Annotated in this window: 18 protein-coding genes and 1 pseudogene; 9 read left to right on the top strand and 10 right to left on the bottom strand. The window is 54.2% G+C overall.

Annotated elements, in window-relative coordinates; genetic code table 11:
- Positions 1-67: 67 nt before the first annotated feature.
- A complete protein-coding gene (locus EH207_RS11155) occupies positions 68-1,735 on the top strand; it encodes a cyclic peptide export ABC transporter (RefSeq protein ID WP_137714049.1) in 1,668 nt (555 codons plus the stop codon).
- Positions 1,736-1,789: 54 nt separating this feature from the next.
- On the opposite strand, the pseudogene EH207_RS18620 reads toward EH207_RS11155, so the two are convergent.
- From EH207_RS18620 to EH207_RS11190, 6 genes and pseudogenes are all read right to left on the bottom strand, one after another.
- Positions 1,790-2,379, bottom strand: a pseudogene (locus EH207_RS18620) (NAD(P)-dependent oxidoreductase); the annotation flags it as partial.
- A 587-nt stretch (positions 2,380-2,966) separates the two neighbouring features.
- Entirely contained in the window at positions 2,967-3,785 is an 819-nt protein-coding gene (locus tag EH207_RS11170) for an ABC transporter ATP-binding protein (protein ID WP_137714051.1), read from the bottom strand.
- Positions 3,786-3,925: 140 nt separating this feature from the next.
- A complete protein-coding gene (locus EH207_RS11175; RefSeq protein WP_137714052.1) occupies positions 3,926-4,981 on the bottom strand; it encodes a FecCD family ABC transporter permease in 1,056 nt (351 codons plus the stop codon).
- Complete coding sequence (locus EH207_RS11180; protein WP_137714053.1) at positions 4,978-6,018, bottom strand: FecCD family ABC transporter permease; 1,041 nt, start codon at positions 6,016-6,018, stop codon at positions 4,978-4,980. Before EH207_RS11180 ends, EH207_RS11175 begins: the two co-directional genes overlap by 4 nt.
- A 30-nt stretch (positions 6,019-6,048) precedes the next feature.
- A complete protein-coding gene (fepB, locus tag EH207_RS11185) occupies positions 6,049-7,047 on the bottom strand; it encodes a Fe2+-enterobactin ABC transporter substrate-binding protein (protein ID WP_246048880.1) in 999 nt (332 codons plus the stop codon).
- 477 nt (positions 7,048-7,524) lie between these two features.
- Positions 7,525-8,091 (bottom strand): RBBP9/YdeN family alpha/beta hydrolase, encoded by a 567-nt coding sequence (locus tag EH207_RS11190; RefSeq protein WP_137714054.1) that lies wholly within the window; start codon positions 8,089-8,091, stop codon positions 7,525-7,527.
- A 470-nt stretch (positions 8,092-8,561) separates the two neighbouring features.
- Between EH207_RS11190 and katG the strand changes: the two genes are divergently transcribed.
- Together katG and EH207_RS11200 are read left to right on the top strand one after the other, a co-directional pair.
- Positions 8,562-10,757: a catalase/peroxidase HPI gene (katG, locus tag EH207_RS11195; RefSeq protein WP_137714055.1), complete on the top strand. Its 2,196-nt coding sequence runs from the start codon at positions 8,562-8,564 to the stop codon at positions 10,755-10,757.
- Between the two features lie 823 nt (positions 10,758-11,580).
- Positions 11,581-12,315 (top strand): helix-turn-helix transcriptional regulator, encoded by a 735-nt coding sequence (locus EH207_RS11200; RefSeq protein WP_137714056.1) that lies wholly within the window; start codon positions 11,581-11,583, stop codon positions 12,313-12,315.
- On the opposite strand, the gene EH207_RS11205 is transcribed toward EH207_RS11200, so the two are convergent.
- The 3 genes from EH207_RS11205 to EH207_RS11215 form a co-directional block, all read right to left on the bottom strand.
- Positions 12,296-12,946: an acyl-homoserine-lactone synthase gene (locus tag EH207_RS11205; RefSeq protein ID WP_137714057.1), complete on the bottom strand. Its 651-nt coding sequence runs from the start codon at positions 12,944-12,946 to the stop codon at positions 12,296-12,298. The two genes, EH207_RS11200 and EH207_RS11205, sit on opposite strands and share 20 nt — an antisense overlap.
- A 293-nt stretch (positions 12,947-13,239) precedes the next feature.
- A complete protein-coding gene (locus tag EH207_RS11210) occupies positions 13,240-14,043 on the bottom strand; it encodes a pyrroline-5-carboxylate reductase family protein (protein ID WP_137714058.1) in 804 nt (267 codons plus the stop codon).
- A 47-nt stretch (positions 14,044-14,090) separates the two neighbouring features.
- Complete coding sequence (locus EH207_RS11215) at positions 14,091-14,852, bottom strand: VOC family protein (protein ID WP_137714059.1); 762 nt, start codon at positions 14,850-14,852, stop codon at positions 14,091-14,093.
- Positions 14,853-15,137: 285 nt separating this feature from the next.
- Here EH207_RS11215 and EH207_RS11220 point away from each other — a divergent pair, with 285 nt between their 5' ends.
- The 6 genes from EH207_RS11220 to EH207_RS11245 all read left to right on the top strand — a co-directional run bounded on the left by EH207_RS11220 (position 15,138) and on the right by EH207_RS11245 (position 23,356).
- Entirely contained in the window at positions 15,138-16,769 is a 1,632-nt protein-coding gene (locus EH207_RS11220) for an ABC transporter substrate-binding protein (protein WP_137714060.1), read from the top strand.
- Positions 16,770-16,774: 5 nt separating this feature from the next.
- Positions 16,775-17,758, top strand: a complete 984-nt coding sequence (locus EH207_RS11225; RefSeq protein WP_137714061.1) for an ABC transporter permease — start codon at positions 16,775-16,777, stop codon at positions 17,756-17,758.
- A gap of 6 nt (positions 17,759-17,764) precedes the next feature.
- On the top strand, positions 17,765-18,598 hold the full coding sequence (locus EH207_RS11230; RefSeq protein ID WP_137714062.1) for an ABC transporter permease: 834 nt from the start codon (positions 17,765-17,767) through the stop codon (positions 18,596-18,598).
- 11 nt (positions 18,599-18,609) lie between these two features.
- Complete coding sequence (locus EH207_RS11235; protein WP_137714063.1) at positions 18,610-20,226, top strand: ABC transporter ATP-binding protein; 1,617 nt, start codon at positions 18,610-18,612, stop codon at positions 20,224-20,226.
- Positions 20,227-20,487: 261 nt separating this feature from the next.
- On the top strand, positions 20,488-21,732 hold the full coding sequence (locus EH207_RS11240; RefSeq protein WP_137714064.1) for an MDR family MFS transporter: 1,245 nt from the start codon (positions 20,488-20,490) through the stop codon (positions 21,730-21,732).
- Positions 21,733-21,895: 163 nt separating this feature from the next.
- On the top strand, positions 21,896-23,356 hold the full coding sequence (locus EH207_RS11245) for an AMP nucleosidase (RefSeq protein ID WP_137714065.1): 1,461 nt from the start codon (positions 21,896-21,898) through the stop codon (positions 23,354-23,356).
- A 41-nt stretch (positions 23,357-23,397) separates the two neighbouring features.
- On the opposite strand, the gene proP is transcribed toward EH207_RS11245, so the two are convergent.
- A complete protein-coding gene (proP, locus tag EH207_RS11250; protein ID WP_425456727.1) occupies positions 23,398-24,870 on the bottom strand; it encodes a glycine betaine/L-proline transporter ProP in 1,473 nt (490 codons plus the stop codon).
- Between the last annotated feature and the right edge of the window lie 383 nt (positions 24,871-25,253).

The following is a 25,253-nucleotide window of genomic DNA, read 5'->3' on the forward strand; positions in this document are numbered from 1 at the left end:
GCGATTACCCTGCATTGAAAAAATCGCTGTTTTTACCGCTGCTTACATCATCACGGATGGACATTACATGAGTAATTCAATTGCTAAAAATCCAGCCTCGCGGCTTTTACTTTCACTCTTGCGTGGTTCGCGCGGGGTACTTGCCATTGCCACTTTCGCCAGCGTCGTCAATGGGATTTCCAGCGTCTTACTGATTACAGTAATCAACAAAGCGTTGCTTACCGACAAAGAAAACTACGCCCCGCTCGCCTGCTACTTTAGTGTATTGATTGTCGTCGCCATTGTCTGCCGCATACTCAGCGGCGTCATTTTCGCCAAACTGAGCCAGGGAACCATGGCCCAAATGCGCAAGCTCATTTCGGATCGCGTCGCCCGTGCGCCTTTTCGCCAGATTGAAACGCTGGGCGCATCCCGCGCGCAGTCGATCATCACCGATGATTCAACCAGCGTATCCATGCTATTTTTCACGCTACCCAATATCGTGATGCAGGGTTCGATCGTCCTCGGCTGTCTGGGATACCTTGCCTGGCTGTCGTTGCCCATCTTCTTTCTGGCGCTAGCGGTGGTGATTATCGGCTCGCTCGGTTACAGCTTCGGCGGCTCTACGGCGATCGCCTCGCTTAGAGCGGCAGGTCAGGCACAAGATCGCTTGTTCTCCCATTTCAATGCGCTATTCTCCGGCGCCAAAGAACTGAAACTGCACGTTTCCCGCGCTCATACGTTCCTCAACCAATCGCTCGGTCGTGAAATTGAAGCCGTACGCAAAAACCGCACTCGCGCTTTCGGTGTTTACGCTTTCGGCGTCGGCTGGATCTTGTTTTTATTTTATGCATTCCTGGGACTGGTCATCTTCTCACCGACGGTGATACCCGGTCTCGAATCAACAAAACTGGCTGGCTACGTGATCGTGTTCCTTTTTATGCTGATGCCTTTGGAAGGTTTGCTCAACAGCATACCCACGCTAAATTCGGCTCGCGTCTCGCTCAGGCGGATTGGCGCAATACTTTCCGAACTCGACGAGCGGGAGAATATCGATAAAGCGATTTCGGCCAGCGAATTCGGTGAAGCCGCAACGCTCCGTTTGTCAGGCGTGACCCACAGCTATTACCGTGAGAAAGAGGATGGCGTATTTCAGCTCGGCCCCATTGACATGACGCTTAAGCGAGGAGAAATCACCTTTCTGATCGGCGGCAATGGCTGTGGTAAAACGACGCTGGCCAAATTGCTGATCGGGCTATATACGCCGGAGAAGGGAACCATTACCGTCGACGGTCACGGGATCACCGACGGCAATCGGGCGAACTATCGACAACTTTTCTCCGCCATCTTCTCAGACTTTCATCTGTTTGAATCGCTGATTGGCCTGAATGACGCCGGTTCTACATTGGATGCCCGCGCGAATGCGCTCCTCGCCAAACTGCATCTGGATCACAAGGTAAAAATTGAGAATGGCTATTTTTCCACCCGCGACCTGTCGCAGGGGCAGCGCAAACGCCTCGCGCTGGTCGTGGCCTATTTGGAAGACCGACCGTTTTATCTATTCGATGAATGGGCGGCCGATCAGGATCCGCTCTTTAAACGAGTATTTTATCAGGAGCTTCTGCCTGAGTTAGCAGTGCGTGGTAAAGCCGTATTGGCAATCACTCATGACGATCGTTTTTTCCACCTGGCCGATCATTGCCTTAAACTGGAAAGCGGCCGCCTTATTGCTCATGTCGACATCGCTGTTCAGTAATATTGCCGCCCGCGATCGACCGAACGATAGCGGGCAACATCCGTTTGACTGTTTTTGTTGATGCTGAAAATGATAGACCACGGACAACTCGTCCGCGCCATAGCCGGCATCAACCGCCTGGCGTCATAGCGATGCCGCTTTCCGCAGGCAAGTCAGAGTCTGACCGCCGGATACGGATGAGAGCGCCAGCCGGGCGTCTTTAAGCGCCCAGTTCAACTGCATCTGCGGCGCATAATTTCCAGATTTAATCATCTCCATTTTCGCGTTAGCATAAGGCACGGCAAGCGGCCCTCCGTCCAGAACGGACCACAAGTCATCTTCTGAAAAGCCGAATTGGTCGACCAATAACAAGCTTTCCGATAGCCCTTGCATCAACAGAATCAGCCAGGTATTACCACACGTTTCATGCGCGATCCCCTACCGGCCTCGCCCAGCCAAAGCGTACCCTTGCCGATTGCGGCGAACACCGGTTCCGCATTTGCGGCCCGTTCTCTGTCGCCACTGGCAAGGAGCAAAATCTGGGCATTTTCAGCAGGCGCCTTGGTGCCGGATACCGGCGCATCAAGAAACGTAATTTCCTGTCAATAAGCGACCAGCGCTTGCGCCGGCTTGTCCGTCGACTCAACGCCGATGGTTCCCATCTCCCTTGCAGGGGGCGCAATCGTAACATGCAGCGGGAGCGCTTGAACCAGTATTATGTAACCAGAGACTATTGGTCGTCGTTCTGGTGGTCATGACAGAAATGCCCTTACCATTTAGCCTCTTAAAAGCAAAGGCGATCCCAGTCAGAGAGCCATTTCCCTGTTTTCATGCATCCTGGCGAGCCCCTACTTGTATATCGATTCAACAAGTTAGCGTGAAAAACCTTCCCGATGCGTTTCTGGTTTTCCCTCCGCCTCGGGAAAAAGCGGTGGTCAGATTTGGGGTCTTTCCGCTTCGATAACGGAGTGACCCCCATATGCCCCTTCCCAACGCGCAAACTCGCAGTCTCAAGCCAACATCCAAACCCTGCAAAGTCGCCGATTCTCATGGCCTATATATGCAGAATGATGGGTGTTTTTTTATTAACCCTTAGCATTGATTGCATTACTAATTAGTTAGCATTCAAATCATTCCAATCCGTTCATCTTGCAGATAACGAAATTTTCTAAAGTCCTAGTCTCCCGGTCAGGCTGTTATTCTGATAAGGCCAGCATTAAAAAGTATGATTATACAACAAATTACGTTGAGCCTATCTTATTGCCGAGGCCATTTCAGATGTGGTGTGATAACGCCCGCAGGGTACGATCAACGGCGTATGGGATACCGGATCGTCGATAATTACGCAGTTCATGCCGAACACCTGTCCTATCAGCCCGGTATTGACGACATCGGCAGGCTTGCCAGCCGCCATCACGTTGCCGTCTTGCATGACGATCAGGTGATCGGCGTAGCGGCATGCCTGGTTAAGATCGTGCAGCACCGCCACCAGGGTGCGATCATGATAGCGGTTTAATTCGCGGAACAGGTCCAGCAATTCGATTTGATGGGCGATGTCCAGCCAGGTGGTGGGTTCATCCAGCAGCAGCAGCGGCGTTTGCTGGGCCAGCACCATGGCGATCCATACCCGCTGGCGCTGTCCGCCGGACAGCGAATCCACGCTGCGATCCGCCAGCGCGTCAACGTTGGTTGCCTTCATCGCCTGCTCCACAATCTGCTGGTCTTGCCGACTCCATTGCCGCAACAGACTCTGGTGCGGATAGCGCCCCCGCGCCACCAAGTCGAATACGCTGATGTTATCCGGCGCGATAGCGTGCTGCGGCAGCAATCCCAACAGACGCGCCAACGCTTTGGTGGGGATCTGGTGAATATTCTTGCCGTCGAGCAAAACTTCTCCGCTCTGCGGTTTCAGCAGACGGCATAGCGCGCGCAGCAGGGTCGATTTGCCGCAGGCGTTGGGACCGATAATGACGCTGAACTGATTTGCCGGGATGTCTACGCTCAGTTTCTCGGCGATGATATGACGATCGTATCCCAGCGTGAGGTTCTCGGCGTGCAATTGCGGTTTCATGGCGAATTCACTCTTCATTCAGACGGATTAACAATGCGTTTCACGCATTAACAGAATCATCATCCACAACCCCGTCCTCTATCTTGGCTGACCGTCACGCTCTCTGTCGACAGTGGGCTCGCGTCAAGACGAGATCGTACTCAGAAGCGTCGCATGCGGTTCAACAGCCAAAGCAGATAAACGCCCCCAAGAATGCCGGTCATGCGTCCAACAGGCATGGCGACGGTCAGAGGAAGCAGCAGCGTGATCAAGTCGGCCAGCAAAAGCAGACTGGCGCCCATCAACGCGGCGCCGATCACGGGCAGCGTCCGCGACCGGGTTAAACGCGCCACCAGTTGCGGCGCGGCCAGGGCAACAAACGCGATGGGGCCGGTGGCGCCGGTGGCCAACGCCGCCAGAATGACCGCACACAGGATCATCATTAGGCGAACGCGTTCCACGCGGATACCCAGCAGGCAGGCCATATCATCCCCCATCTCCATCATGGTGAGCTTTCTGGCGGACAGCAGGATCGCAGGCAGCAGCACGGCCACGCCAATCATTACCGGGATCAGATGCATCCAGGTACGAGATTGCACGGTGCCCGCGAGCCATAGATTCGCCATTATCGCATTGTCCAGATCCCCTTTCACCAGCAGGAAGCCATTCAACGCACTGAGCACCGAGCCGATGCCGATGCCGGTCAGGATCAGGCGATATCCCCTGACCGTGCCCGCTTTCACCGACAGCAAATAGACCAGCAGCGAGGCCGCGATACCACCCGTTACCGCGGCAAAGGCGACGGCCATCGGCGCGGGATCGAACAGGATAATCTGAATCAGCGCGCCGGTCGCCGCACCGGTGGTGCAGCCGATAATATCGGGAGAACCGAGCGCATTACGAGAAACGGACTGGAAAATCGCCCCGGAAATGCCTAGCGCCGCGCCGACGAAGATAGCGGTCAGTGTGCGCGGTAGGCGAATATTACGGATAATACGATCGCCGGGGCCGCCATCGCCATTGCCGAAGATCGCATGCAGAATCTGTGCGACGCTGATATCGATCCGCCCCGCCGTCATAGCAAACGCGGCCAGCAATACCAGCAACGCCAGCAGCCCTGCGCACACTGCCAGTTCCCGGGGATAGACCAGCAGCGACACACGTCCGCTGCGCCAGACTGCGCCAGTCGTTCTGCCTGCGTCATGTCTGGCGTTCATAGCTGTATGATTTTCCATTGTTTAACCAGAACCACAAACACCGGTCCACCAATCAGCGCCACCATAATGCCAACGCTGATTTCCCCCGGATAGCCTATCAGTCGGCCGGAAATATCGGCCGCCACCATCAGGATCGCGGAAATCAGCATCGACCAGGGCAAAACCCAGCGGTGGTCCGCTCCGGCGACAACGCGGGCGAAATGCGGCGCGGTCAGCCCGACAAAGCTGATCGGCCCGGCCGCCGCTGTCGCAGCGCCCGCCAGAGCGATAATAGTCAGCGCCGACAGCAGCCATACCCAGACCGCATTAATACCGAGAGACTGTCCCAAATCGTTGCCGAGCGCCATCATATCCAGCGATTTCGCCAGGGTAAGCGACGCCAGCAACCCTGCCGCAACGACAATGGATACCGGCGCCAGTACCGGATAACCGCGTCCCTGCAAGGAGCCGACGACCCAGTGCCGGAACTGATTGAACACTTCATCCTCGCTATTCACGGTAATCAACTGTGCCAGTGCCAACAGCACGACGGTCAGCGCGGCGCCCGCCAGCACCAACCGCACCGGATTGATTCCCCGCCAGCCGCCGCCCAGCAAGTACACGCTCCCACCGACCAGTCCGGCGCCAAAGAGCCCAAACCACATATACCCGGCGACATCGGAAATCCCCAAAAAAGCGATAGCCGCAACAATCGCCACCATCGCCCCGGCATTTACACCGAGAATGCCGGGATCGGCAAGCGGATTACGGGTCAGCGCCTGCATGATGGCCCCGGAGACGCCCAACGCGGCTCCCACCACTATCGCCAGCAAGGTTCGCGGGATTCTCAGGTAGCGTACCAGCAGATGTTCGCTGTCGCTGGCGTCGAACGCCACCAGCGCCTGCCAGGTCACATGCGCCGGGATGGGACGCGTGCCGATGAACACACTCCACACGGTCAGCGCGGCGAGCAGCAACGTACAGAAAATTAGGCCCCGGCGACGAAACCTGAATTTGCCGCTGCGCGAGCGGAGAGCGGCCTGAAGGAGTGGAGACATAGCGAATATCCTGCGTATATAACGAAGCAACTACGGCGACGGCACTGTCTGTTCCACCTTGCCAAACCGTCTGACGATCCCCTCAATAATTTCTTTGGCGCTGAAATAATCTATGCGGAACGAATTGACACCCAAACCATAGACCTGCCTGTTTTTAACCGAAGGTAAGTTGGCCAGCATTGGATCGCCCAGAAACGCCGCAACGTTGTCATCACCCGCGCTGAGCAGAAAGGTGGAGGGCGCACTCAGACGAGTCAGGTTTTCATACTGCGCCCAAACAAAATCCTGCCGGGGGGCCATATTGCTTTGCCACGCCAGGTCGGGCGCTTCAAGGGTAAAGCCGAGCGATCTGAGCAGCCGGGCGTGAACCCCGTCAGGGGTGGCGATTGGGTTGCTGGCACCGGGTCCGTTGTAACTTATAATGTTCACTTTCCCGGCTGGCAACGTGATTTTTTTGCGAGACGCTTCCACCGAGGCATCAAACTCGGCAATGCGTGCGTTCGCTTGCGCTTCAAGACCGGTTGCCGCACCGATTTCCCGCGCCAGATCCTGCCAGGTCTGACCACCGTAATCCAGCACGATGGTCGGCGCGATGGCTTTCAGTTCGTCGATCTGACCTATCGCGGAATCCCCGCCCGTGGCGGCGACCACGATCAGATCCGGCACCACCGCATAGGCCGCTTCCAGATCCACGCTGCCCGCCGGCCATAGTTTTTCCAGATGGCGCGTCTGCGCCACCTTGTCCCACTGAGCAAAAAAACGGCCGTTGGCCGCAGTCGCACTGGCCACCACCGGCGCGTCAACAGCGAGTAATGTACCGGTGATGGTTACCGAGGTGGACAGGATGCGTTTAGGGGGTGAGGTCAGGGTTGTTGTGGTGCCGTCGGCATTGTGAAACTCTCGCGGCCAGCCTGCCGGGTCGGAATCGGCTGGCTGGCTGGCGTTCGCGCCCGGTACGATTAGCCCCGCCATCACCGCCAGCACCATTATCAGGCGGCCAATACCCGCAATACCTTTCCGTCCGTTCATAATCTCCCGACCATTGTCATGATAAATTTGCACTATCCCCGTCTTGCTTTAGGTTGCAGGTGCGTTGGCCCAGGTTACTCGCACCGTCCGTGGGACCGACACCAATAGCCCGCTACGGCCCGAATTGACAAGGATATAACCGCAAAATAGCGCTCAACCGGTACGGTTAACTTCGCAGCAGTATATTATTCACTCGCATATTACCACAATAACCTATCCGCCAATCGCCCTTGAGACGCCAACTGGCAAAACCCGGCGCGAAGTGTGAACGGTATCAGCAAAGGCGTGCGGACCAAATGATAAGCGTCAAATACGCACTTATTTGGGGAAAATGGGGGGGAAACCGGACAATATACCGGCTACTGGTTTTGCGGCGCCGCAGTTCATTATTAACGCTAACGGCAGTACGGAGCATCCGCTCGTTAAAGGTTGGCTATTTGCATCATTGTCTGGAGCCAGCGCAAATAGCCGCCTGAATTAGTTTAAATAATCACGCAGGATGTTATTTAATGCCGGGAATTGATCAAAACCATCACAATCCGCGAAATGTCCACACCCCGTAAAGCGATATAATTTCGCATCCAACTGCTCCCGCAGTTTCATCGTATAATGAGGCGCAACGACCTCATCATTAGACGATAAAATCGTAATTCTATGTTTTATTATTTTACGCAACAGGCTGAAATCAATATTTTTTTCGGTAAAAGCATTAAGTTCAGGGTATTTTTCGACCTGCTCTGAAAAACCGGAAACCAATATAACGCCGCCGACGACAAGTTGCTCATGTAAAGAAGACAAATAACGTAAAACGGTAATACAGCCCAAGCTATGTCCGATAAACCATGTTTTTTCATCAGGCAATGAAACCGTATTACTCAATTGCGCCAGCCATTTATCGGGCTTGGGCGCCCTGGGCATCGGCATTTTGGGGATAAAAACGCGGATATTGTCATCTTCACACTGCTGCCGCAGCCATTGAAACCAATGATGGCGGGGCGTTGATAAAAATCCATGCACGATAATAACATTGTTGACATCGTTCATACTTCCCCCCGATTCACTCAGGAAAGTCCCCGTTGAAAGTGACTATCACTATCGTATGCGTAAACAACGTTTCAATTATGGCCCACCTCTGTGTCAGGGACATGTCAGACTGTCCCTCTCTACGCTTCAGTCATCGCCAGCCAACAGCCGGACGCCACGACGCGTCCCCTCTCCGCTTCAGGGTATGACGCAGGTAAATGTATGAGATAGCCAACGACTATCACAATATTCATATAATTCGATTTTATCTATCACCCCATACTTAATAAGATTGATTGCGAATTTCAGCCGAGAAGACTTACCATCGAAATGTCGGTTATTTGATAACTATCCAATGAAATTCCAAGCATTACGCTAACCATTAGCGCAACACCCAAGGCGAAATTACGAGCAATCTCACGTCAACGGTTCAGCACTCGGACGTCAGGCAGACCGAATGGCCGGGACATACAAGCAGAGGTAGAGCACGCATGACAACTGAAAGTAAGTGCCCATTTTCGGGCGGCGGGAACAAAGTAACGACCAACAGCGGCACCTCGAACCAAGATTGGTGGCCAAATCAACTGAATCTGAAACTCCTGCACCAGCATTCCTCCTTATCCAACCCGATGGATGAAGCGTTCGACTACGCCGAAGCATTCAACAGCCTCGATCTGGCTGCCGTTAAAGAAGACCTCCATTCCCTGATGACCCATTCGCAAGATTGGTGGCCGGCAGACTTCGGTCACTACGGGCCGTTGTTCATCCGTATGGCCTGGCACAGCGCGGGAACCTATCGCATGGGCGATGGACGCGGCGGCGCCGGTGCGGGTCAGCAACGTTTCGCACCGCTCAACAGCTGGCCCGATAACGCCAACCTCGATAAAGCGCGCCGGCTGCTGTGGCCGATCAAACAGAAATATGGCCGTAAAATTTCATGGGCCGACCTGATGATCCTTACCGGCAACGTCGCACTGGAGTCCATGGGATTCAAAACCTTCGGTTTTGCAGGCGGACGCCCTGACGTGTGGGAGCCGGAAGAAGATGTTTACTGGGGTTCTGAAACCACCTGGCTGGGTGGCGAAAAACGCTATTCCGGCGAGCGGGATCTCGAAAACCCGCTGGCCGCCGTGCAGATGGGGCTGATTTACGTGAACCCGGAAGGCCCGAACGGGAACCCTGACCCGCTGGCCGCCGCCAAAGATATTCGCGAAACCTTCAAGCGCATGGCGATGAACGACGTTGAAACCGTCGCGCTGATCGCAGGCGGGCATACCTTCGGTAAAACCCATGGCGCGGGCGATGCAGCGCTGGTCGGCCCAGAACCGGAAGCCGCAGGAATTGAGGAACAAGGGCTGGGCTGGAAGAGCAGTTTTGGCAGCGGCAAGGGCGGGGATACCATCACCAGCGGTCTGGAAGTCACCTGGACCCAAACGCCGACCCGCTGGAGTAACTACTTCTTCGATAACCTGTTCGGTTTCGAGTGGGAACTGACCCGAAGCCCTGCCGGCGCTCATCAGTGGCAGCCGATAGATGGCGCGGGCACGGGTGAAATACCGGATGCGCACGATCCGTCGAAACGTCATGTGCCGACCATGCTAACCACAGACCTCTCTTTACGTGTTGATCCGATCTACGAGAAAATTTCCCGCCGATTCCACGAACATCCAGAGGAGTTTGCCGACGCCTTTGCCCGTGCGTGGTTCAAGCTGACGCACCGTGACATGGGGCCGCGCGCCCGTTATCTCGGCCCGGAAGTCCCTGCGGAAGAACTGATTTGGCAGGACCCTATCCCCCCGGTCGATCATGAACGGGTTAACGAACAGGATATCGCCGACCTCAAAGGCAACATTCTGGCATCCGGCCTGTCTGTCTCGCAGTTGGTGACCACCGCCTGGGCATCAGCCTCGACCTTCCGTGGCTCCGACAAACGCGGCGGCGCAAACGGCGCCCGTATCCGTCTGGCGCCGCAGAAAGATTGGGCAGTCAATCAGCCGGAGCAACTGTCTCTTGTGCTGAATACGCTGGAAGGCATACAGCATGCGTTTAACCGTACCCAGTCCGGCAACAAAAAAGTGTCATTAGCTGACCTGATCGTGCTGGCAGGCTGCGCCGGGGTGGAACAGGCGGCGAAAAACGCCGGTCACCCGGTATCCGTTCCTTTTACGCCAGGCCGTATGGACGCGTCTCTGGAGCAAACCGATGTCGAATCATTTGAGGTACTGGAGCCGATCGCAGATGGTTTCCGCAACTACCTTAAAGGCCGCTACACGCTCTCCGCCGAGGCGTTACTGGTGGATAAAGCGCAGTTACTCACCCTGAGCGCGCCGGAAATGACGGTTCTGTTAGGCGGTATGCGCGTTCTGGACACCAATGTTGATCAAAGCCAGCACGGTGTGTTTACCAAACGTCCGATGGCGCTGACCAATGACTTCTTCATGAACCTGCTTGATATGGACACAACATGGAAAGCAACCGGTAACGAAGGCGTGTTCGAAGGCCGCGATTACGTGACGGGCGAGATCAAGTGGACAGCGACACGCGTCGATTTGATCTTCGGTTCGCACTCTCAGTTGCGTGCGCTGGCCGAAGTTTACGGCAGCGCGGATGCGCAGGCGAAATTCGTGCAGGACTTTGTCGCGGTCTGGAACAAAGTTATGAACCTCGATCGCTTCGATCTCGCATGATTGTAATGCGTGGTTTTTAACGTACGGCTACTCACATGCCTCGGCCCGCTCAAGCAGGCCGAGGCAAACTTATCGGGTAGGTTTTGACAAAGTGAGCGAGAACAGCGCTCAGCACCGTTCGCCACAATATTAGCCGGGGAGTGTCGCAGGACATTCTCCGCTAAGGTCAAAGGGGAGCGTACCCGCTGTGATTTTAAGCCGAACCGGAGGCGTTCACATTTATCATCACGGAAGTTTGGCTCTATTTGCATTCAGCGACGGCATAACATCATGATTTCACCTGGTATAAAATCATTTGTGCGGCTAACGAATCGCCGGATGTCTTTCCGCTTTGATATCAGAGGACGTCGTACCCGCACTCGCCTGTTTTTGCAGTCGAAACTTTAGCGTGCCTTATAGGGGGCCTATGAAGTCCCATCCAGCAGATTATTTTGCCAGTATTGGTGAAACGGTAATCAAGCATCCCGATAGACGTTCTGACATACATTATGAACGGGTACGGCAGTGAGCTCATTGAATTTTAGGTAAAAATAGTAGATTACATCACGCGACGCCTGTCTCGTTTGCACTCTTTTTATGAAGGGCCCTTTGGACATGAAGGGGCTTTTGTTGAAAATAATTTCCCTGGGTTGGCAAATACCCCATACAATAACGTAACGCCAATTAAGCTTGATTTTTAAAACTTATTTTAAGCACTATGCTGTCTGTGAGAAAATTATAGGAGATATCATGATGTGACAAAAGCTGGACTTAAGTATAGTTTTACACTGTGTATTTATACAAACTCTATCTTACCCATCCATAAAACTTTTTGAGGCTGTAAATGTCTTTTTTTTGGTCTGAAAACGAAATCATCAACAACACGATAAAAAACTACCTCAATCGAAAGCTAAAGCATTATGGCGATCTGAAATATGCCTACATAATTTTGAGTAAAAAGAACCCTTCATTGGTCTCGATTATCTCAAACTATCCTCAGGAATGGGTAGAAACCTACAAAGAAAATAATTACCAGCACATTGACCCGGTCATTTTGACGGCGATAAACAAGATATCGCCTTTCTCCTGGGACGATAATCTGGTTATCAATTCAAAATTAAGATTCTCGAAGATTTTCAATCTCTCCAGAGAGTATGATATCGTTAATGGTTACACCTTTGTGCTTCATGACCACCTCCAAAATCTGGCGGCGCTCTCGATTATGCTCGAAGAATCAGAAAGCGCCGACGTTGAAACCGCCATCGAAGACAATAAAGACAAAATACAGATGCTGCTTATCTCAATCCATGAAAAAATCATCTCTCTGTACAGAGAGATGAACCAGGGAAATAGTCACCGATGGGGTGATAAAGATATCTTCTCTGATCGAGAGAATGAGATTTTATACTGGGCCAGTATGGGTAAAACCTATCCTGAAATTGCACTGATTTTAGGTATAAAAATAAGTACGGTAAAATTTCATATCGGCAACGTCGTCAAAAAGCTGGGCGTCTTAAATGCTAAACACGCCATACGGCTTGGCGTCGAATTGCAGCTAATCAAGCCTCTTCCTTTTTGATCGGGAACACCAAAGGCCAGTTTTCAAAACTCTCCGGTTCGGTTTTCTTTGACTTCACGATACGCTCAATGAGCGCATGTTGGCTTGCGCAATCAATTGGTAAGAATAGCAGATAAATATTTTCATTTTTCTCTGACAAACCTTCCCCCACCACAGAAAGACGCCACCCCGAACGTTTCAATATCGTGAGCATTGAGCGGCTGACAATCGTGTATATACCGTCGTAATGGTAATTTCTGGCATAGTTGATCATAGACAGAAACAGCATTAAACAGACTGGATTGTTATTCCCTATTAATGCTCTTGCACGTTCCCGGTCGACAAAAAAACGACTGGACTCGATATAATTCCCTTCTGGGATTTTTATTTCATTAAAATAATTAAAAAATGTTCCCGTAATCATATTGGGATATTTCATTTCTATCATTCGCACACTACAGACGATAGTTTTATTTTTTACACCCAATATATAATTGGTATTCTCTCCGTCATATTCATCAAACTCCATCCCATTAATACAATTCACCGACCAGTTTAATCGATCCTTGAACGTTTCTTTGCGTAGAGTAAACAGTTCATCTATTTCTTTATTAGAAATCAGATTGAAACTGACATCGAATATTTCTAACATTCACCCTCCTATAAGCGTTTGTTATATCGCAACAGCATCGAATGCGCCCATCCGTCCATTATATTAGCGTCTTTATCACGGATTTTTCCAGCACCACTATACTCGATTGTTTTCATTTCAATGCGAACAAATAAGGCAGAACGCGACAGCATAACGCGCTATAGGCCGGGAGATTGGTCTAAAAGTAAGATGAAACTCGCAGGTTGAAGATGGGGCCTAGATTCAGCGATGAAAAATCCGCTGCCTTTCACGGAGAGCAACCCAGTCGGCAGGAGACTGCCGACTGGTCAGTATTAGTGAACCTTCGCCAGTTCTGTGGTTCTTTTTACCGCCGCTAATACACTACGCTGCAAACCCGCGGCAAAATCGCTGTTGTTCAATTCATAAAGCCCATGCATGCCCACCCCGGCAGGTGAGTTATTGATGTCCAGCAACTGACGGGGATGTTTCTTACTGATCTTGAGCATTTCAGCCGCGCCAACCAGATTTTCCAACACCACCTGAGTGGCTTGCGCACGCGGCAATCCCGCCAGTACGCCCGCGTCCGTCAAGGACTCGATAAAATAGTAAATGTAGTTTGGCCCTGCCACGCCAAAACCGGTAAAGACGTCGATTAACCGCTCGTCCAGATACAAAAATTTGCCGAAACCGGACAGAAACGTCTCAATACTCTCCGCACGGGCATGGGCATTGAGCGTCACGCCGCTGTAGCCATAGCCAGTATCCGTCAGGGTATTGGGTATCACCCGCGCGATGGCCCGCGCCGAACCCAGTAACGACGCCAACTGTTCCAGCGTGACCCCAGCCACAATCGACACCACCGTGCCGTGAGGCGCGGCTTCCCGCTGAATGCGTTTCGTCACGCCGACAAGATCATCCTGAGGACGCACGCCAATCACCACTAAATCGGCCTGTCTCAGCGCATCCGTCACATCACGCTGCGCGGGCAGTTGATAGGTTTGGTTTACCGTTTCAATGCGGCCTGCATCGATATCCTCAATACTGATTTGCCCGGCAGTCAGCGTTTTTCGCGTCAGCGAGGCACGAATAATGGCTTCCGCCATTTGTCCGGCGCCAATAAAATGAACGTTTGCCATGTAGGTCTCCCGTTAATATTTTATGTGAAATTAACATTAAATAAATATCAAACAAACTGATACTCACCGTCACCAATAATCAGGCTGCGCTGTTTTAATTCAGGGTTGTCAACCTGCAACTGAATCGACGCCAGCCGATTTAATTCGCCAAGCTGAAAAATAAACTGCTGCTCGCCAATCAGCAGGTGAGCCGGGTTCTGTTCACTGCTCTGTAAATTAAAGAGATGCTGCCAGTGCGCGGCAACCTGGCGCGGTTGTTTGACCGAGAACTGCGCGGATTGGAGGGTCACGCGGCCAGCCGGATGAGGCCGATCGATACCACGCTGCCGGAGTGACCGCAAACGTTCGACGTCCGTCTCGCCCCACTGAATAATGAAAGGGTACGCAACACCCTGAAAGTCTCCCGTAATGGTGAATATGCGCCATTCAATGAGATTGCCCTGCGCATCTCGGCGTTGTCCCGTCACGATTGGGGAAAGCGCCAGATCGTACTGCCGGAGCGCGGCGTAGCTGGCGTCAATATCATCACTGCGCAGGGCGATGCGATGCAATATCTGCTGTTGCGGCAAGAAGGTTTGCGCGTCCCGTGACAACAAGAAGCTGTCCCGGGCGGCGGCCAGTTCATCCGCATCGCGGATGCCCAAAAACTCAATATAGGTCAGACCGAAATAGCTCAGCGCATTATGGGTTCCCCACCCCGGATGGGCGCCGCCGGGAAACGCCGCCAGTTGGCGGTCGGTAAACGCCGACACAGCATCATCCAGATTATTCACATAATGAACCACGTGATCCCACAGTAGATTTGCCATAAAAAACCCTTAGATACGGATATATTAAGGTCTACCTCTTAATTCAGCAGCCGATGTTGCGCCTGCGCTCTCGAAATAGACAAGACGGCGACATTAGAAATTTAATTACCGCTTTTGGTTAGTGATTTATTTATATTAGCTTTACCGGAAAATAGATATATCAAACTCTCACTTTACATATATCAATAATACAATGTGATAGAATAAATCATCATTTTACTCATATTTATCTCTGACATTATTCTTTTGCCCTTATTGGCTTATTCGCCTTTCACCGGGGTCTTTATGAATATTTCACGCAGACAATTGCTAATCTCTTCCGCGGCTATGACGGCCACTTTGCCTTTCACCTCTTTTCTCTCAGCCGCGCAAGGCAAGACGGCTTCCAACGTCCTGCCCGGCACGCCCATCAAAGGCGGCACGCTTGGGGTTCATTTGGCCTCGGAACAACGCATTCTCAACCCGGCTCTGCGGGCGTCCACCGGCGTTTATATCGTTACCAGCAAAATCATCGAGTCGCTGGTCGATTTAGATGCGCATGGCAACGTCGTTCCGCAACTGGCAACCGAATGGCACGCCACGCCGGATGGCAAGACCATTACGTTCAAACTGCGCGAGCAGGTGAAATGGCACGACGGCAGGCCGTTTACCGCCAAAGACGTGCAGTACAATGCGCTGGTGTTATGGAAGCGGCAGCTTAATTACAGCACCGCGCTGCAACAGTATCTGGACGCGGTGGATACGCCGGACGAACATACCGCCGTGTTCCGTTACTCACGCCCGATGCCGATTGAACTGCTGCTGCGGGCGCTGGCCGATCTCGGCTATGTCGTCCCCCGTCATCTCTATGAAAATACCAACATTCTGGAAAACCCGGCCAATACCGCCCCTATCGGCACCGGGCCGTTCAAATTCGTCCAATATGAACGGGGTCAGTACATCATCGCCACCCGCAACCCGGATTACTGGCGTCAGGATCAGCCCTATGTTGAACGGATTGTCTGGCGCATTATCACCGATAAATCCGCCGCGGCCGCCGCGCTGGAGACCGGGCAACTCCAGCTCAGCGCTTACTCTCAGCTTTCACTGGCGGATCTGGATCGGCTGAAGAAACACCCGGATTTTGACGTCACCACGCAAGGTTCAGAAGCGAACGTCTTTAATAACACGCTGGAATTCAATTTTCGACGCAAGGAGATCGCGGACGTGCGGGTCAGACGCGCCATCGCCCATGCCATTGATGTAGCGTTCTTTATCGAAAACTTTTTATATGGTCAGGGTAAACCGGCGACCGGGATGATTCCCTCCACCTCCACGCCGTTTTACCCGGTCGACAGCAAACCGCCCTACCCGTTCGATCGTAAGAGATCGCAAGCCCTGCTGGACGAAGCCGGCTATCCGCGTCAGGCCAACGGCGAGCGTTTTAAGCTGACACTGGTTCCCATTACCAACGGGGAAGACGTCACGCTGTTCGCGACCTTTATCCAACAGGCGCTGTCGGAAGTGGGTATCCGAGTGGATATCACCAACTTCGACTATGCGGGCTCGCTGTCTGCGGTTTACAAGGAGCATAACTTTGATATCGCCACCGGCTGGCATCAATACCGGGGCGATCCGGCGGTATCGACTACCGTTTGGTTACGTTCGGGCAGCCCGGAAGGATCGCCGTGGACCAACCAGTACGGCTGGCAATCCGACGTGGTGGATAAACTGATCGACGATGCCGCTTCGGAAATCGATCCCGTCAAGCGCCGCGCACTGTACGCGCAACTGGTGGCGGAAGCGAACGAACAATTCCCGGTGTGGTTCGTAACCGAACGCCAGTTTTACAGTGTCGTGAACAAAAAACTGAAAAATGCGCTCAACACATCGCGCTGGCCATCCGGCAGTTGGCATGACGCCTGGCTGGAGGCTTGAGCGGGATGAAATCATTACTGCTCGCGGGCCGTCGGCTGGCGTCGGCGATCCCGGCCTTGCTGATTATTCTGACCGGACTGTTTCTGCTGTTACAGTTGGCGCCAGGAGATACGGTGGATGCGCTGGTGGCGCAGATGGGCGGCGGCGATCCCACCATGATTGAGGCGTTACGTCGTTATTATGCGCTCGATCAGTCTACCGCTCTGCGGTTGGGCGATTACCTGTGGCGGCTGACGCATCTGGATTTGGGGCAGTCGGCCATTTATGGCAAACCCGTTGCGGACGTCATTCTGGCGCGTCTGCCCGTCACGCTGCTGCTGATGGCAACCTCGCTGGCGCTGGCGGTTGCCGCAGGTATGGCGTTGGGGATTATCGCCGCACGGCAGGTCAATCGCTGGCCGGATACGCTGATTTCGCTGCTGGGGCTGATTTTTTACTCCACGCCTTCTTTTTGGTTTGGTCTGATGGGGATTTTCCTGTTCTCCATCTATCTCGACTGGCTGCCTTCGGGCGGCTTTGAAACCCTCGCCAGCGGCTTGACCGGTATCGACCGCATTCTGGATATCGCCCGGCACCTGATACTCCCGACCTTGACGCTGGCGCTGATTTTTCTCGCTGTCTATCTGCGCATCATGCGCGCCTCCATGCTGGAAGTCGCCACGCTGGATTTCGTGCGTACCGCCCGAGCTAAAGGGCTTAGCGAATACCGCATTGTAGTGAGACATATTCTGCGCAACGCGCTACTGCCGCTGATCACGCTGATTGGGTTACAGGCTGGCACCATGTTGGGCGGCTCGGTGGTGGTGGAAAGCGTTTTCGCCCTGCCCGGACTTGGCCGACTGGCCTACGAATCCGTGATGCAACGCGATCTCAATACGCTGTTAGGCGTGGTGTTTGTCTCCGCGTTGCTGGTGATTGGGATCAATTTTTTGGTGGACCTGCTTTATGCCAGGCTCGACCCGCGTATTTCAAGTGAGCAGTTCAGGTGAACAGTCATGCGCCATTTTTTTAAACGTTACGCCCGCAATCCCGCGGCCCTTTTTGGCCTGATGCTGCTACTGGTGGTTATCGGCATGGCACTCAGCGCCAATTTCTTTTTCCCTGAAAATCCGCTGCGGCTGGCCGGCAGGCCGCTTCAGTGGCCGTTGAATAACCCGCGCTTCCTGCTTGGCACCGACCATTCGGGACGTGACATCGCCGCACAGATTTTCCACGGCGCCCGCATCTCGCTGACCCTCGGCCTGGTCGCTACCGTCATCGCCATTATTATCGGTATCGTGGTCGGCGCACTGTCAGGGTTCTACGGCGGGATCATTGACGATATTCTGATGCGGCTAACCGAAGCGTTCCAGATCCTGCCTAATTTCCTGCTGTTGCTGGTATTGGTGGCGGTGTTCGGCTCGACGCTGCCTACTGTGATACTGGCGATTGGCATTGTCTCGTGGCCGCCCGCCGCCCGTCTGACCCGCGCCGAATTCATGTCGCTGCGACAACGTGAATTCGTCCAGGCCGCGCGCGTGCTGGGCATGCGCGATATGCCGATCGTCTTTCGTGAAATTCTGCCCAACGCGCTCCCCCCCATCGTGGTGTACGCCAGCGTGATTATGGCGGTCGCCATTCTGCTGGAAAGCGCGTTGGCATTTCTCAATTTATCCGATCCCAACGTCCCCTCCTGGGGCAATCTGATTGGCGGCGGGCGGAGCGTACTCCGTCAGGAGTGGTACGTTTCCGCCATTCCCGGCATTGCCATTCTCCTGACTGTGCTGTCCGTCTCGCTGGTTGGACAGGGACTCAATGACGCGCTGAACCCGAGGCTGAAAAACCGATGAACCCCGTGCTGATGAACCCATTGTTATCGATTAACCATCTCAGCGTCGCTTTGCCGGCCGACGCCGATCGGCAGTGGGCGCTGCGCCACGTCTCACTCGACCTGTATGCCAACGAAATCCTGTGCGTGGTGGGGGAAAGCGGTTCGGGGAAATCCATGACCGCCAGCGCCATCATGGGGCTATTACCCGATCGGGTGCGACCGGCGGAAGGGAGTATTGAGTTTGAAGGACGCGACTTGTTGCGTCTAACGGAACACGATCTGCGACAGTTGCGCGGCGCGCGCATCGGGATGATTTTTCAAGATCCGATGACGGCCCTGAATCCGTTGCACAGGGTGGGCGACCAGATTGCCGAAATGTTTCTCGCCCATCAGCCCGGGCTGGCGCGGCGCGACCTGAACGCCAAAGTGAATCAGCTACTGGCCGATGTCCGCCTCCCCGATCCGCTGACCGCCGCGCGAGCATATCCTCATCAACTCTCCGGGGGACAGCGTCAGCGCGTGATGATCGCAATGGCGCTGGCGCTTGAACCACAAGTGTTGATCGCCGACGAACCGACCACCGCGCTTGATGTCACGACGCAGGCGCAGATTCTCCAACTGATTCGCGAGTTGCAACAGCGCAAGGGCACCGCGGTGTTGTTTATCACCCATGACTTTGGGGTGGTGGCCGATATTGCCGATCGGGTGGCGGTGATGCAGCATGGTCAACTGGTGGAACAAGGGCCGGCCAGCCGCGTGCTCTATGCGCCACAACATGACTATACCCGCGCGTTGATCGCCGCCGTGCCCGCGTTGCATCCGGCCGCGCCGCGCCATGCCGCGAACCATCCGCCGATTCTGAAGTTGAAAAACCTGACCAAAACCTTCCGCCAGTCGGAATGGTTCAGTCGCAATAAACGCGTCGTCAACGCCGTGCAGGATGTCAGCCTTGAGTTGCCGCAAGGCAGCACGCTGGGCATAGTCGGGGAAAGCGGCTCAGGAAAATCAACGCTGGCGCGCTGTATCGTGCGGCTGTACCAGCCTGACGCGGGCGAAATGCATTTTGCCGATCGTGAACTGACGACCATGCCTCCTCAGAGGCTGCGGGAATACCGCCGCCATATTCAGATGGTGTTTCAGGACCCTTTCGCCTCCCTGAACCCCAGACAGAAAGTGGGCGAAATTGTCGCCAAAGGCTTGCTGATACAGGGCGTCCCGCGCAATAAGGCGCAAGAAAAGGTCAACGCGTTATTTGCCCTGGTCGGCCTTGATCCCGCCGCCGTTCATCGCTACCCGCACGAATTCTCCGGCGGTCAGCGTCAGCGTATCGGGCTGGCGCGCGCGTTGGCTGTGGAACCGAAGATTCTGGTGGCCGACGAACCCGTTTCCGCGCTGGACGTATCGGTACAGGCACAGGTACTGGCGCTATTGGCGGAATTGCGTGAACGCCTGGGGCTGTCTTTGATATTCATTACCCATGATTTGCGCGTTGCGGCTCAGGTTTGCGACCGCATTATTGTGATGAAGTCAGGCCGCATCGTGGAGCAAGGTCTTACCCAACAGGTGTTCCAGCACCCACGGCACGCCTACACACAACAGTTAATTGCGGCTATCCCTGGGCGGGAATGGCAGGCTCCCGCCCCCTGATTTTTCTGCCGCGGTTCGGGGAGGTGCCGCCGCCCGGAAAAAGCGGCCGGGATAAAGGGTTTAGCATTGTGTAAACCGATAAAAGCATTGCTTATACAGGCCGCCTGGCAAAATAATAGAGAGCTGTTGATAGTGCGGGTCTGTGCGACCGCACATTGGTCAAGGATGGCGGTGGCGTTATTGAGTCCCCGATCGCGGCACACCGCCCGGCAATCACCCGTCATGCCTTCGTAAGCCACTCGCTTTAACGGATAACATGTTATGTCAGACCCGATCGCCTCTCGCCCTTTACGGCTCTATCCGCCGTTGTTACTGGGCAGCCAATTGGTTTTCAACATCGGTTTTTATGCCGTGGTGCCGTTTCTGGCTATCTTCCTGCGTGACGACATGCGGCTGTCCGGCTGGGCGATCGGTTTGGTCATTGGCCTGAGAACCTTTTCACAACAGGGCATGTTTCTGGTCGGCGGGGCGCTGGCCGATCGCTTTGGCGCGCGCGGCGTGATTTTGTGTGGCTGCGTGGTGCGGATCGCCGGCTACCTGCTGCTGGCGCTGGGCGGTTCCCTCTGGCCGATTATTCTTGGCGCCTGTCTGACCGGCGTTGGCGGCGCGCTGTTCTCGCCCGCCATTGAAGCGCTGGTGGCGCAAGCCGGTACGCAGAGTGAAGAAGAAGGCAAACGCAGCCGTTCAGAATGGTTCGCCCTGTTTGCCATTTGCGGCGAGTTGGGCGCGGTGCTGGGGCCGTTGCTCGGCTCTCTGCTGGTGGGATACGGTTTTCAGCGGGTCGCGCTGATTGGCGCCGGAGTGTTTTTACTGGCACTGTTCATTCTGTTTTTCAGCCTGCCGGCCACGCCGCGACATCAGGGTGCGTTGCACATCGCACCCTGGTGGCAAACCTTCCGCCAGCGCCGCTTTGTGGCATTTATCATCGCCTATAGCGCCTATTTATTCAGCTACAACCAGCTTTATCTGGCGTTGCCCGTAGAACTGCACCGCGCCGGCGGCGATGAAAAAGACCTCGGGCCGCTGTTTGTGCTGGCTTCGCTGCTGGTGATTTGTCTGCAACTGCCGCTCGCACGTTTTGCCCGTCGTCACGGCGCAGCCCGTATGCTGCCGCTGGGGTTCACGCTGCTGGCGCTGTCTTTCGTCAGCGTGGCCTTGTTTGCCCACACCACGCCGCCGGACGGCTGGCAGCGCCTGTTGCCGGCGGTTTCGCTGATTACGCTGCTGACGCTGGGGCAGATGCTGATTGTTCCCGTGGGCATGGATCTCGTTCCCCGTTTTGCCCATAACCACAATCTGGGCGCGCATTACGGCGCGCTGGCATCAATGGGCGGCGCGGCGGTGCTGGCCGGGAATTTCCTGCTCGGCGGACAGCTCGATCGGGCGCTGACGCCGTCGCCGCTGGCGGCGATCCCCTGGCTGCTGCTGGCGGCGGTGCCCTTGTGCAGCGCGATAGCCATGACGCTGATTTGCCGTCCGTTTACCTCCTCCGCCCTGAACGGATGAAAGGCGATCCGATGAACATGCGGGCCTACTCCTGGTTCGCTTCCTGCCGCCGTTTATCTCTCTTTTATTGAGCTTTCATCGCATATTCGGTTAGCCTACGGGATAACCGAATCATATGCTTCACCCTAACGCAGCGAGATAATACTTGTACCAAGGAGAGAATATGCATGACAGCGTTTCCGGCGAAAACCTCACCGTGTCTCAGGCAATTGATAAACTGGAGGCGATGTACGACAAAGCCGTCTCCGAGTTGCGCGACGCCATCGGGGAGTTCGTCAGCAACAGTAGCCCGCCCGATGCAAACGCGCGCGCGGCAGGACTCTTCTCCTACCCCGAACTGCGGGTGAAATGGGACGGTGAGCCCGCCGAGCATGCGCGGCACCGCGCCTATGGCCGTTTCACCCATCCCGGTTGCTTTTCCACCACCATTACCCGTCCGCAAGTCTTTCGCCAGTATCTGACCGAACAGCTCACCCTGCTGGCAAAGGATTATGCCGCCCATATTGAAGTAGGGCCCTCACAGCAGGAGATTCCATTCCCTTACGTGCTGGACGGCTCCGACCTGCTGCTGGATCGGTCGATGAGCGCCAGTATCGCCAAGTGTTTTCCAACAACGGAACTCTCGAAAATCGGCGATGAAACCGCCGATGGCCTGTTTCACGCGACAACGACTTCACCGCTGTCGCACTTTGACGCACTGAGGACTGATTTCTCGTTGGCGCGTCTGCGCCACTATACCGGCACGCCGGTAGAACACGTGCAGTCTTTCATTCTCTTTACCAATTACACCCGCTATGTGGATGAGTTTGTCCGTTGGGCCTGTAGTCAGATTGCCGATCCCGCCAGCCCGTATGAAGCCTTATCCTGTGCCGGCGGTATCTACATCACGGCGGAAACGCCCAATCCTGAGCAGAAGGTGTCCGATTTGGCTTGGAAAAAACACCAGATGCCGGCCTATCATCTGATCTCCCGCAACGGCGAGGGCATTACGCTGGTCAATATCGGCGTCGGCCCATCCAACGCCAAAACCATCTGCGATCACCTCGCGGTATTGCGCCCCCACGCCTGGCTGATGATTGGACACTGCGGCGGCCTACGGGAAAGTCAGACGATTGGCGACTATGTGCTGGCGCACGCTTATCTGCGCGATGACCACGTACTGGATGCGGTGCTGCCTCCCGATATACCGATCCCCAGCATCGCCGAGGTGCAGCGCGCGCTTTATGACGCCACCAAAATGGTGAGCGGGATGCCGGGCGAGCAGGTAAAACAGCGCCTGCGTACCGGTACGGTCGTCACCACGGACGACCGCAACTGGGAACTGCGCTATTCCGCTTCCGCCCTGCGTTTCAATCTCAGCCGCGCGGTGGCCGTCGACATGGAAAGCGCCACCATCGCCGCACAGGGTTACCGTTTTCGGGTGCCGTACGGCACGCTGTTGTGCGTCTCCGACAAACCGCTGCATGGTGAAATTAAATTGCCCGGCCAGGCAAACCGCTTTTATGAAGGGGCGATTTCAGAACATCTGCAAATTGGCATTTGCACCATCGATTTGCTGCGCGCGCAAGCCGATCAATTGCACTCCCGCAAGTTGCGCACGTTCAATGAGCCACCGTTCCGGTGATCCCGGCGGCGGAGCAATGCGTTTAGCGCTCCGCCATTTTCTTAATTTATTTCGGGATGCTGATCGACGAGCGCTTTTCTTTTCTGCTCCAGCGTTGCAATCTGTTCGTCAATGTCTTCTATTTTCTGCTCAATATCATCGAACCGTTCTTGCAACAGCGCTTTTGCTTCGACCCGATCGGATGCCGCGGGCGTCGCCCCTTTTAACGGCTGGTTCGCGGTTTCCCTCATCGCCATTCCCGTGATCAATCCAATAATGCCGACAACCATCAAATAGTAAGCGGGCATATAGAGATTGCTTGTCGACTCAACCAGCCACGCCGTAGCGGTTGGCGTAAAACCGGCAATCAGCACGGATATGTTGAAGGCGAGCGCCAACGCGCTATAGCGGATGTGAGTTGGAAACATTGCCGGCAGCGTCGACGCCATCACGCCGGTAAACGCGTTCAGCAACACCGCCAGAATCAGTAAACCACAGAAAATAAGCCCGATGACATCGCTGTTGATCAAAATGAAACTGGGCACCGACAACAGTAACAGGCCGATACTGCCGCAGATAACAAACGGCTTACGCCCGTATCTGTCGCTCATCAACCCTATTACCGGCTGCACGAACAGCATGCCGATCATGACGGCAATAATAATCATAACGCCATGATCTTCTGAATAATTCAGACTATGCGAGAGATAGCTCGGCATATAGGTCAATAACATGTAGTAAGTGACGTTGGTAGTAATCACCAGCCCCACGCAAACCAGTAAACTCCGCCACTGTTTGGTGGCGATTTCACGGAAAGAAATCTTGGGCGGCGACTGAAGGCTATCTTTAGATTCTTTATCAATCTTATCCACATGTTGCTGAAAGGTCGGCGTTTCCTCCAGCGCGTGACGGAGGTAAATTCCAATCAACCCTAATGGCGCAGCGATAAAGAAAGGAATACGCCATCCCCAATCCAGGAAATTCGGTTCTCCAACAATCGAGGAGATCAAAACCACAACGCCGGCCCCCATGACGAAACCGGCAATCGAACCAAAATCCAGCCAACTGCCTAAAAAGCCCCGTTTTCTGTCTGGTGAATATTCCGCCACAAAAACGGCCGCCCCGGTATATTCCCCGCCAACGGAAAAGCCCTGCGCCAGTTTTGCCAACAACAGTAATATCGGCGCCCAGATGCCAATGGCGTCATAAGAGGGGATGAGCCCGATACAGAAGGTGCTCACCGCCATGATAATAATGGTTATCGACAGGACTTTCTGGCGACCGAACTTATCTCCCATTGCGCCAAAAAATATCCCGCCCAGCGGCCTGACAAGAAAAGGTACTGAGAACGTTGCCAGTGCCGCAATCATTTGTAAACCGGGATCGGCGCCGGGAAAAAATACCTGGCCCAGCGCAAACGCCACAAATCCATAAACACCGAAATCGAACCATTCCATCGCATTGCCAAGCGCGGCTGCGGTGATCGCCTTTTTCAGCTTGGTGTCATCGATGATGGTGATATCCTGTATTTTCATCGGCTCATTGCGTTTATTTTTTGATCTCATACCTCATTTCCTTTTGTTTGCAGGATGACAATGTTGGTCGATCCCCTCAGGATTTCAACGCGCAGGCCGCAGCGTTCAAGACATGCCCCAATGATCAGCTACTCCAGGAGTAGCTGGGCGCTAAAACTCAACACGCCTGCAAGTTTGAAGTCGACGGGTATAAGACGAAATAGGCCACTCGCTACAGTAGGCATTTAAAAATGCTATCTGATTATAGAAGATTTTAAAAAAACGAGGAAAATGACACCCGATGATTGAAAATAATGATTGAAAATAATGATTGAAAATCATGGAAAATATAACTAACAAGATAATAGTTTACGTTGAAAAATATAAACATTAACTCCTCGCGT

This window comes from Brenneria rubrifaciens, from assembly GCF_005484945.1.
GTDB lineage: Bacteria > Pseudomonadota > Gammaproteobacteria > Enterobacterales > Enterobacteriaceae > Brenneria > Brenneria rubrifaciens.

What these genes read in the sequence shown, in the direction of transcription:
- EH207_RS11155 (WP_137714049.1), top strand. Translation starts at nt 68, where the DNA reads ATGAGTAATTCAATTGCTAAAAATCCAGCCTCGCGGCTTTTACTTTCA.
- EH207_RS11170 (WP_137714051.1), bottom strand. Translation starts at nt 3,785, where the DNA reads ATGAAACCGCAATTGCACGCCGAGAACCTCACGCTGGGATACGATCGT.
- EH207_RS11175 (WP_137714052.1), bottom strand. Translation starts at nt 4,981, where the DNA reads ATGAACGCCAGACATGACGCAGGCAGAACGACTGGCGCAGTCTGGCGC.
- EH207_RS11180 (WP_137714053.1), bottom strand. Translation starts at nt 6,018, where the DNA reads ATGTCTCCACTCCTTCAGGCCGCTCTCCGCTCGCGCAGCGGCAAATTC.
- fepB (WP_246048880.1), bottom strand. Translation starts at nt 7,047, where the DNA reads ATGAACGGACGGAAAGGTATTGCGGGTATTGGCCGCCTGATAATGGTG.
- EH207_RS11190 (WP_137714054.1), bottom strand. Translation starts at nt 8,091, where the DNA reads ATGAACGATGTCAACAATGTTATTATCGTGCATGGATTTTTATCAACG.
- katG (WP_137714055.1), top strand. Translation starts at nt 8,562, where the DNA reads ATGACAACTGAAAGTAAGTGCCCATTTTCGGGCGGCGGGAACAAAGTA.
- EH207_RS11200 (WP_137714056.1), top strand. Translation starts at nt 11,581, where the DNA reads ATGTCTTTTTTTTGGTCTGAAAACGAAATCATCAACAACACGATAAAA.
- EH207_RS11205 (WP_137714057.1), bottom strand. Translation starts at nt 12,946, where the DNA reads ATGTTAGAAATATTCGATGTCAGTTTCAATCTGATTTCTAATAAAGAA.
- EH207_RS11210 (WP_137714058.1), bottom strand. Translation starts at nt 14,043, where the DNA reads ATGGCAAACGTTCATTTTATTGGCGCCGGACAAATGGCGGAAGCCATT.
- EH207_RS11215 (WP_137714059.1), bottom strand. Translation starts at nt 14,852, where the DNA reads ATGGCAAATCTACTGTGGGATCACGTGGTTCATTATGTGAATAATCTG.
- EH207_RS11220 (WP_137714060.1), top strand. Translation starts at nt 15,138, where the DNA reads ATGAATATTTCACGCAGACAATTGCTAATCTCTTCCGCGGCTATGACG.
- EH207_RS11225 (WP_137714061.1), top strand. Translation starts at nt 16,775, where the DNA reads ATGAAATCATTACTGCTCGCGGGCCGTCGGCTGGCGTCGGCGATCCCG.
- EH207_RS11230 (WP_137714062.1), top strand. Translation starts at nt 17,765, where the DNA reads ATGCGCCATTTTTTTAAACGTTACGCCCGCAATCCCGCGGCCCTTTTT.
- EH207_RS11235 (WP_137714063.1), top strand. Translation starts at nt 18,610, where the DNA reads ATGAACCCATTGTTATCGATTAACCATCTCAGCGTCGCTTTGCCGGCC.
- EH207_RS11240 (WP_137714064.1), top strand. Translation starts at nt 20,488, where the DNA reads ATGTCAGACCCGATCGCCTCTCGCCCTTTACGGCTCTATCCGCCGTTG.
- EH207_RS11245 (WP_137714065.1), top strand. Translation starts at nt 21,896, where the DNA reads ATGCATGACAGCGTTTCCGGCGAAAACCTCACCGTGTCTCAGGCAATT.
- proP (WP_425456727.1), bottom strand. Translation starts at nt 24,870, where the DNA reads ATGAAAATACAGGATATCACCATCATCGATGACACCAAGCTGAAAAAG.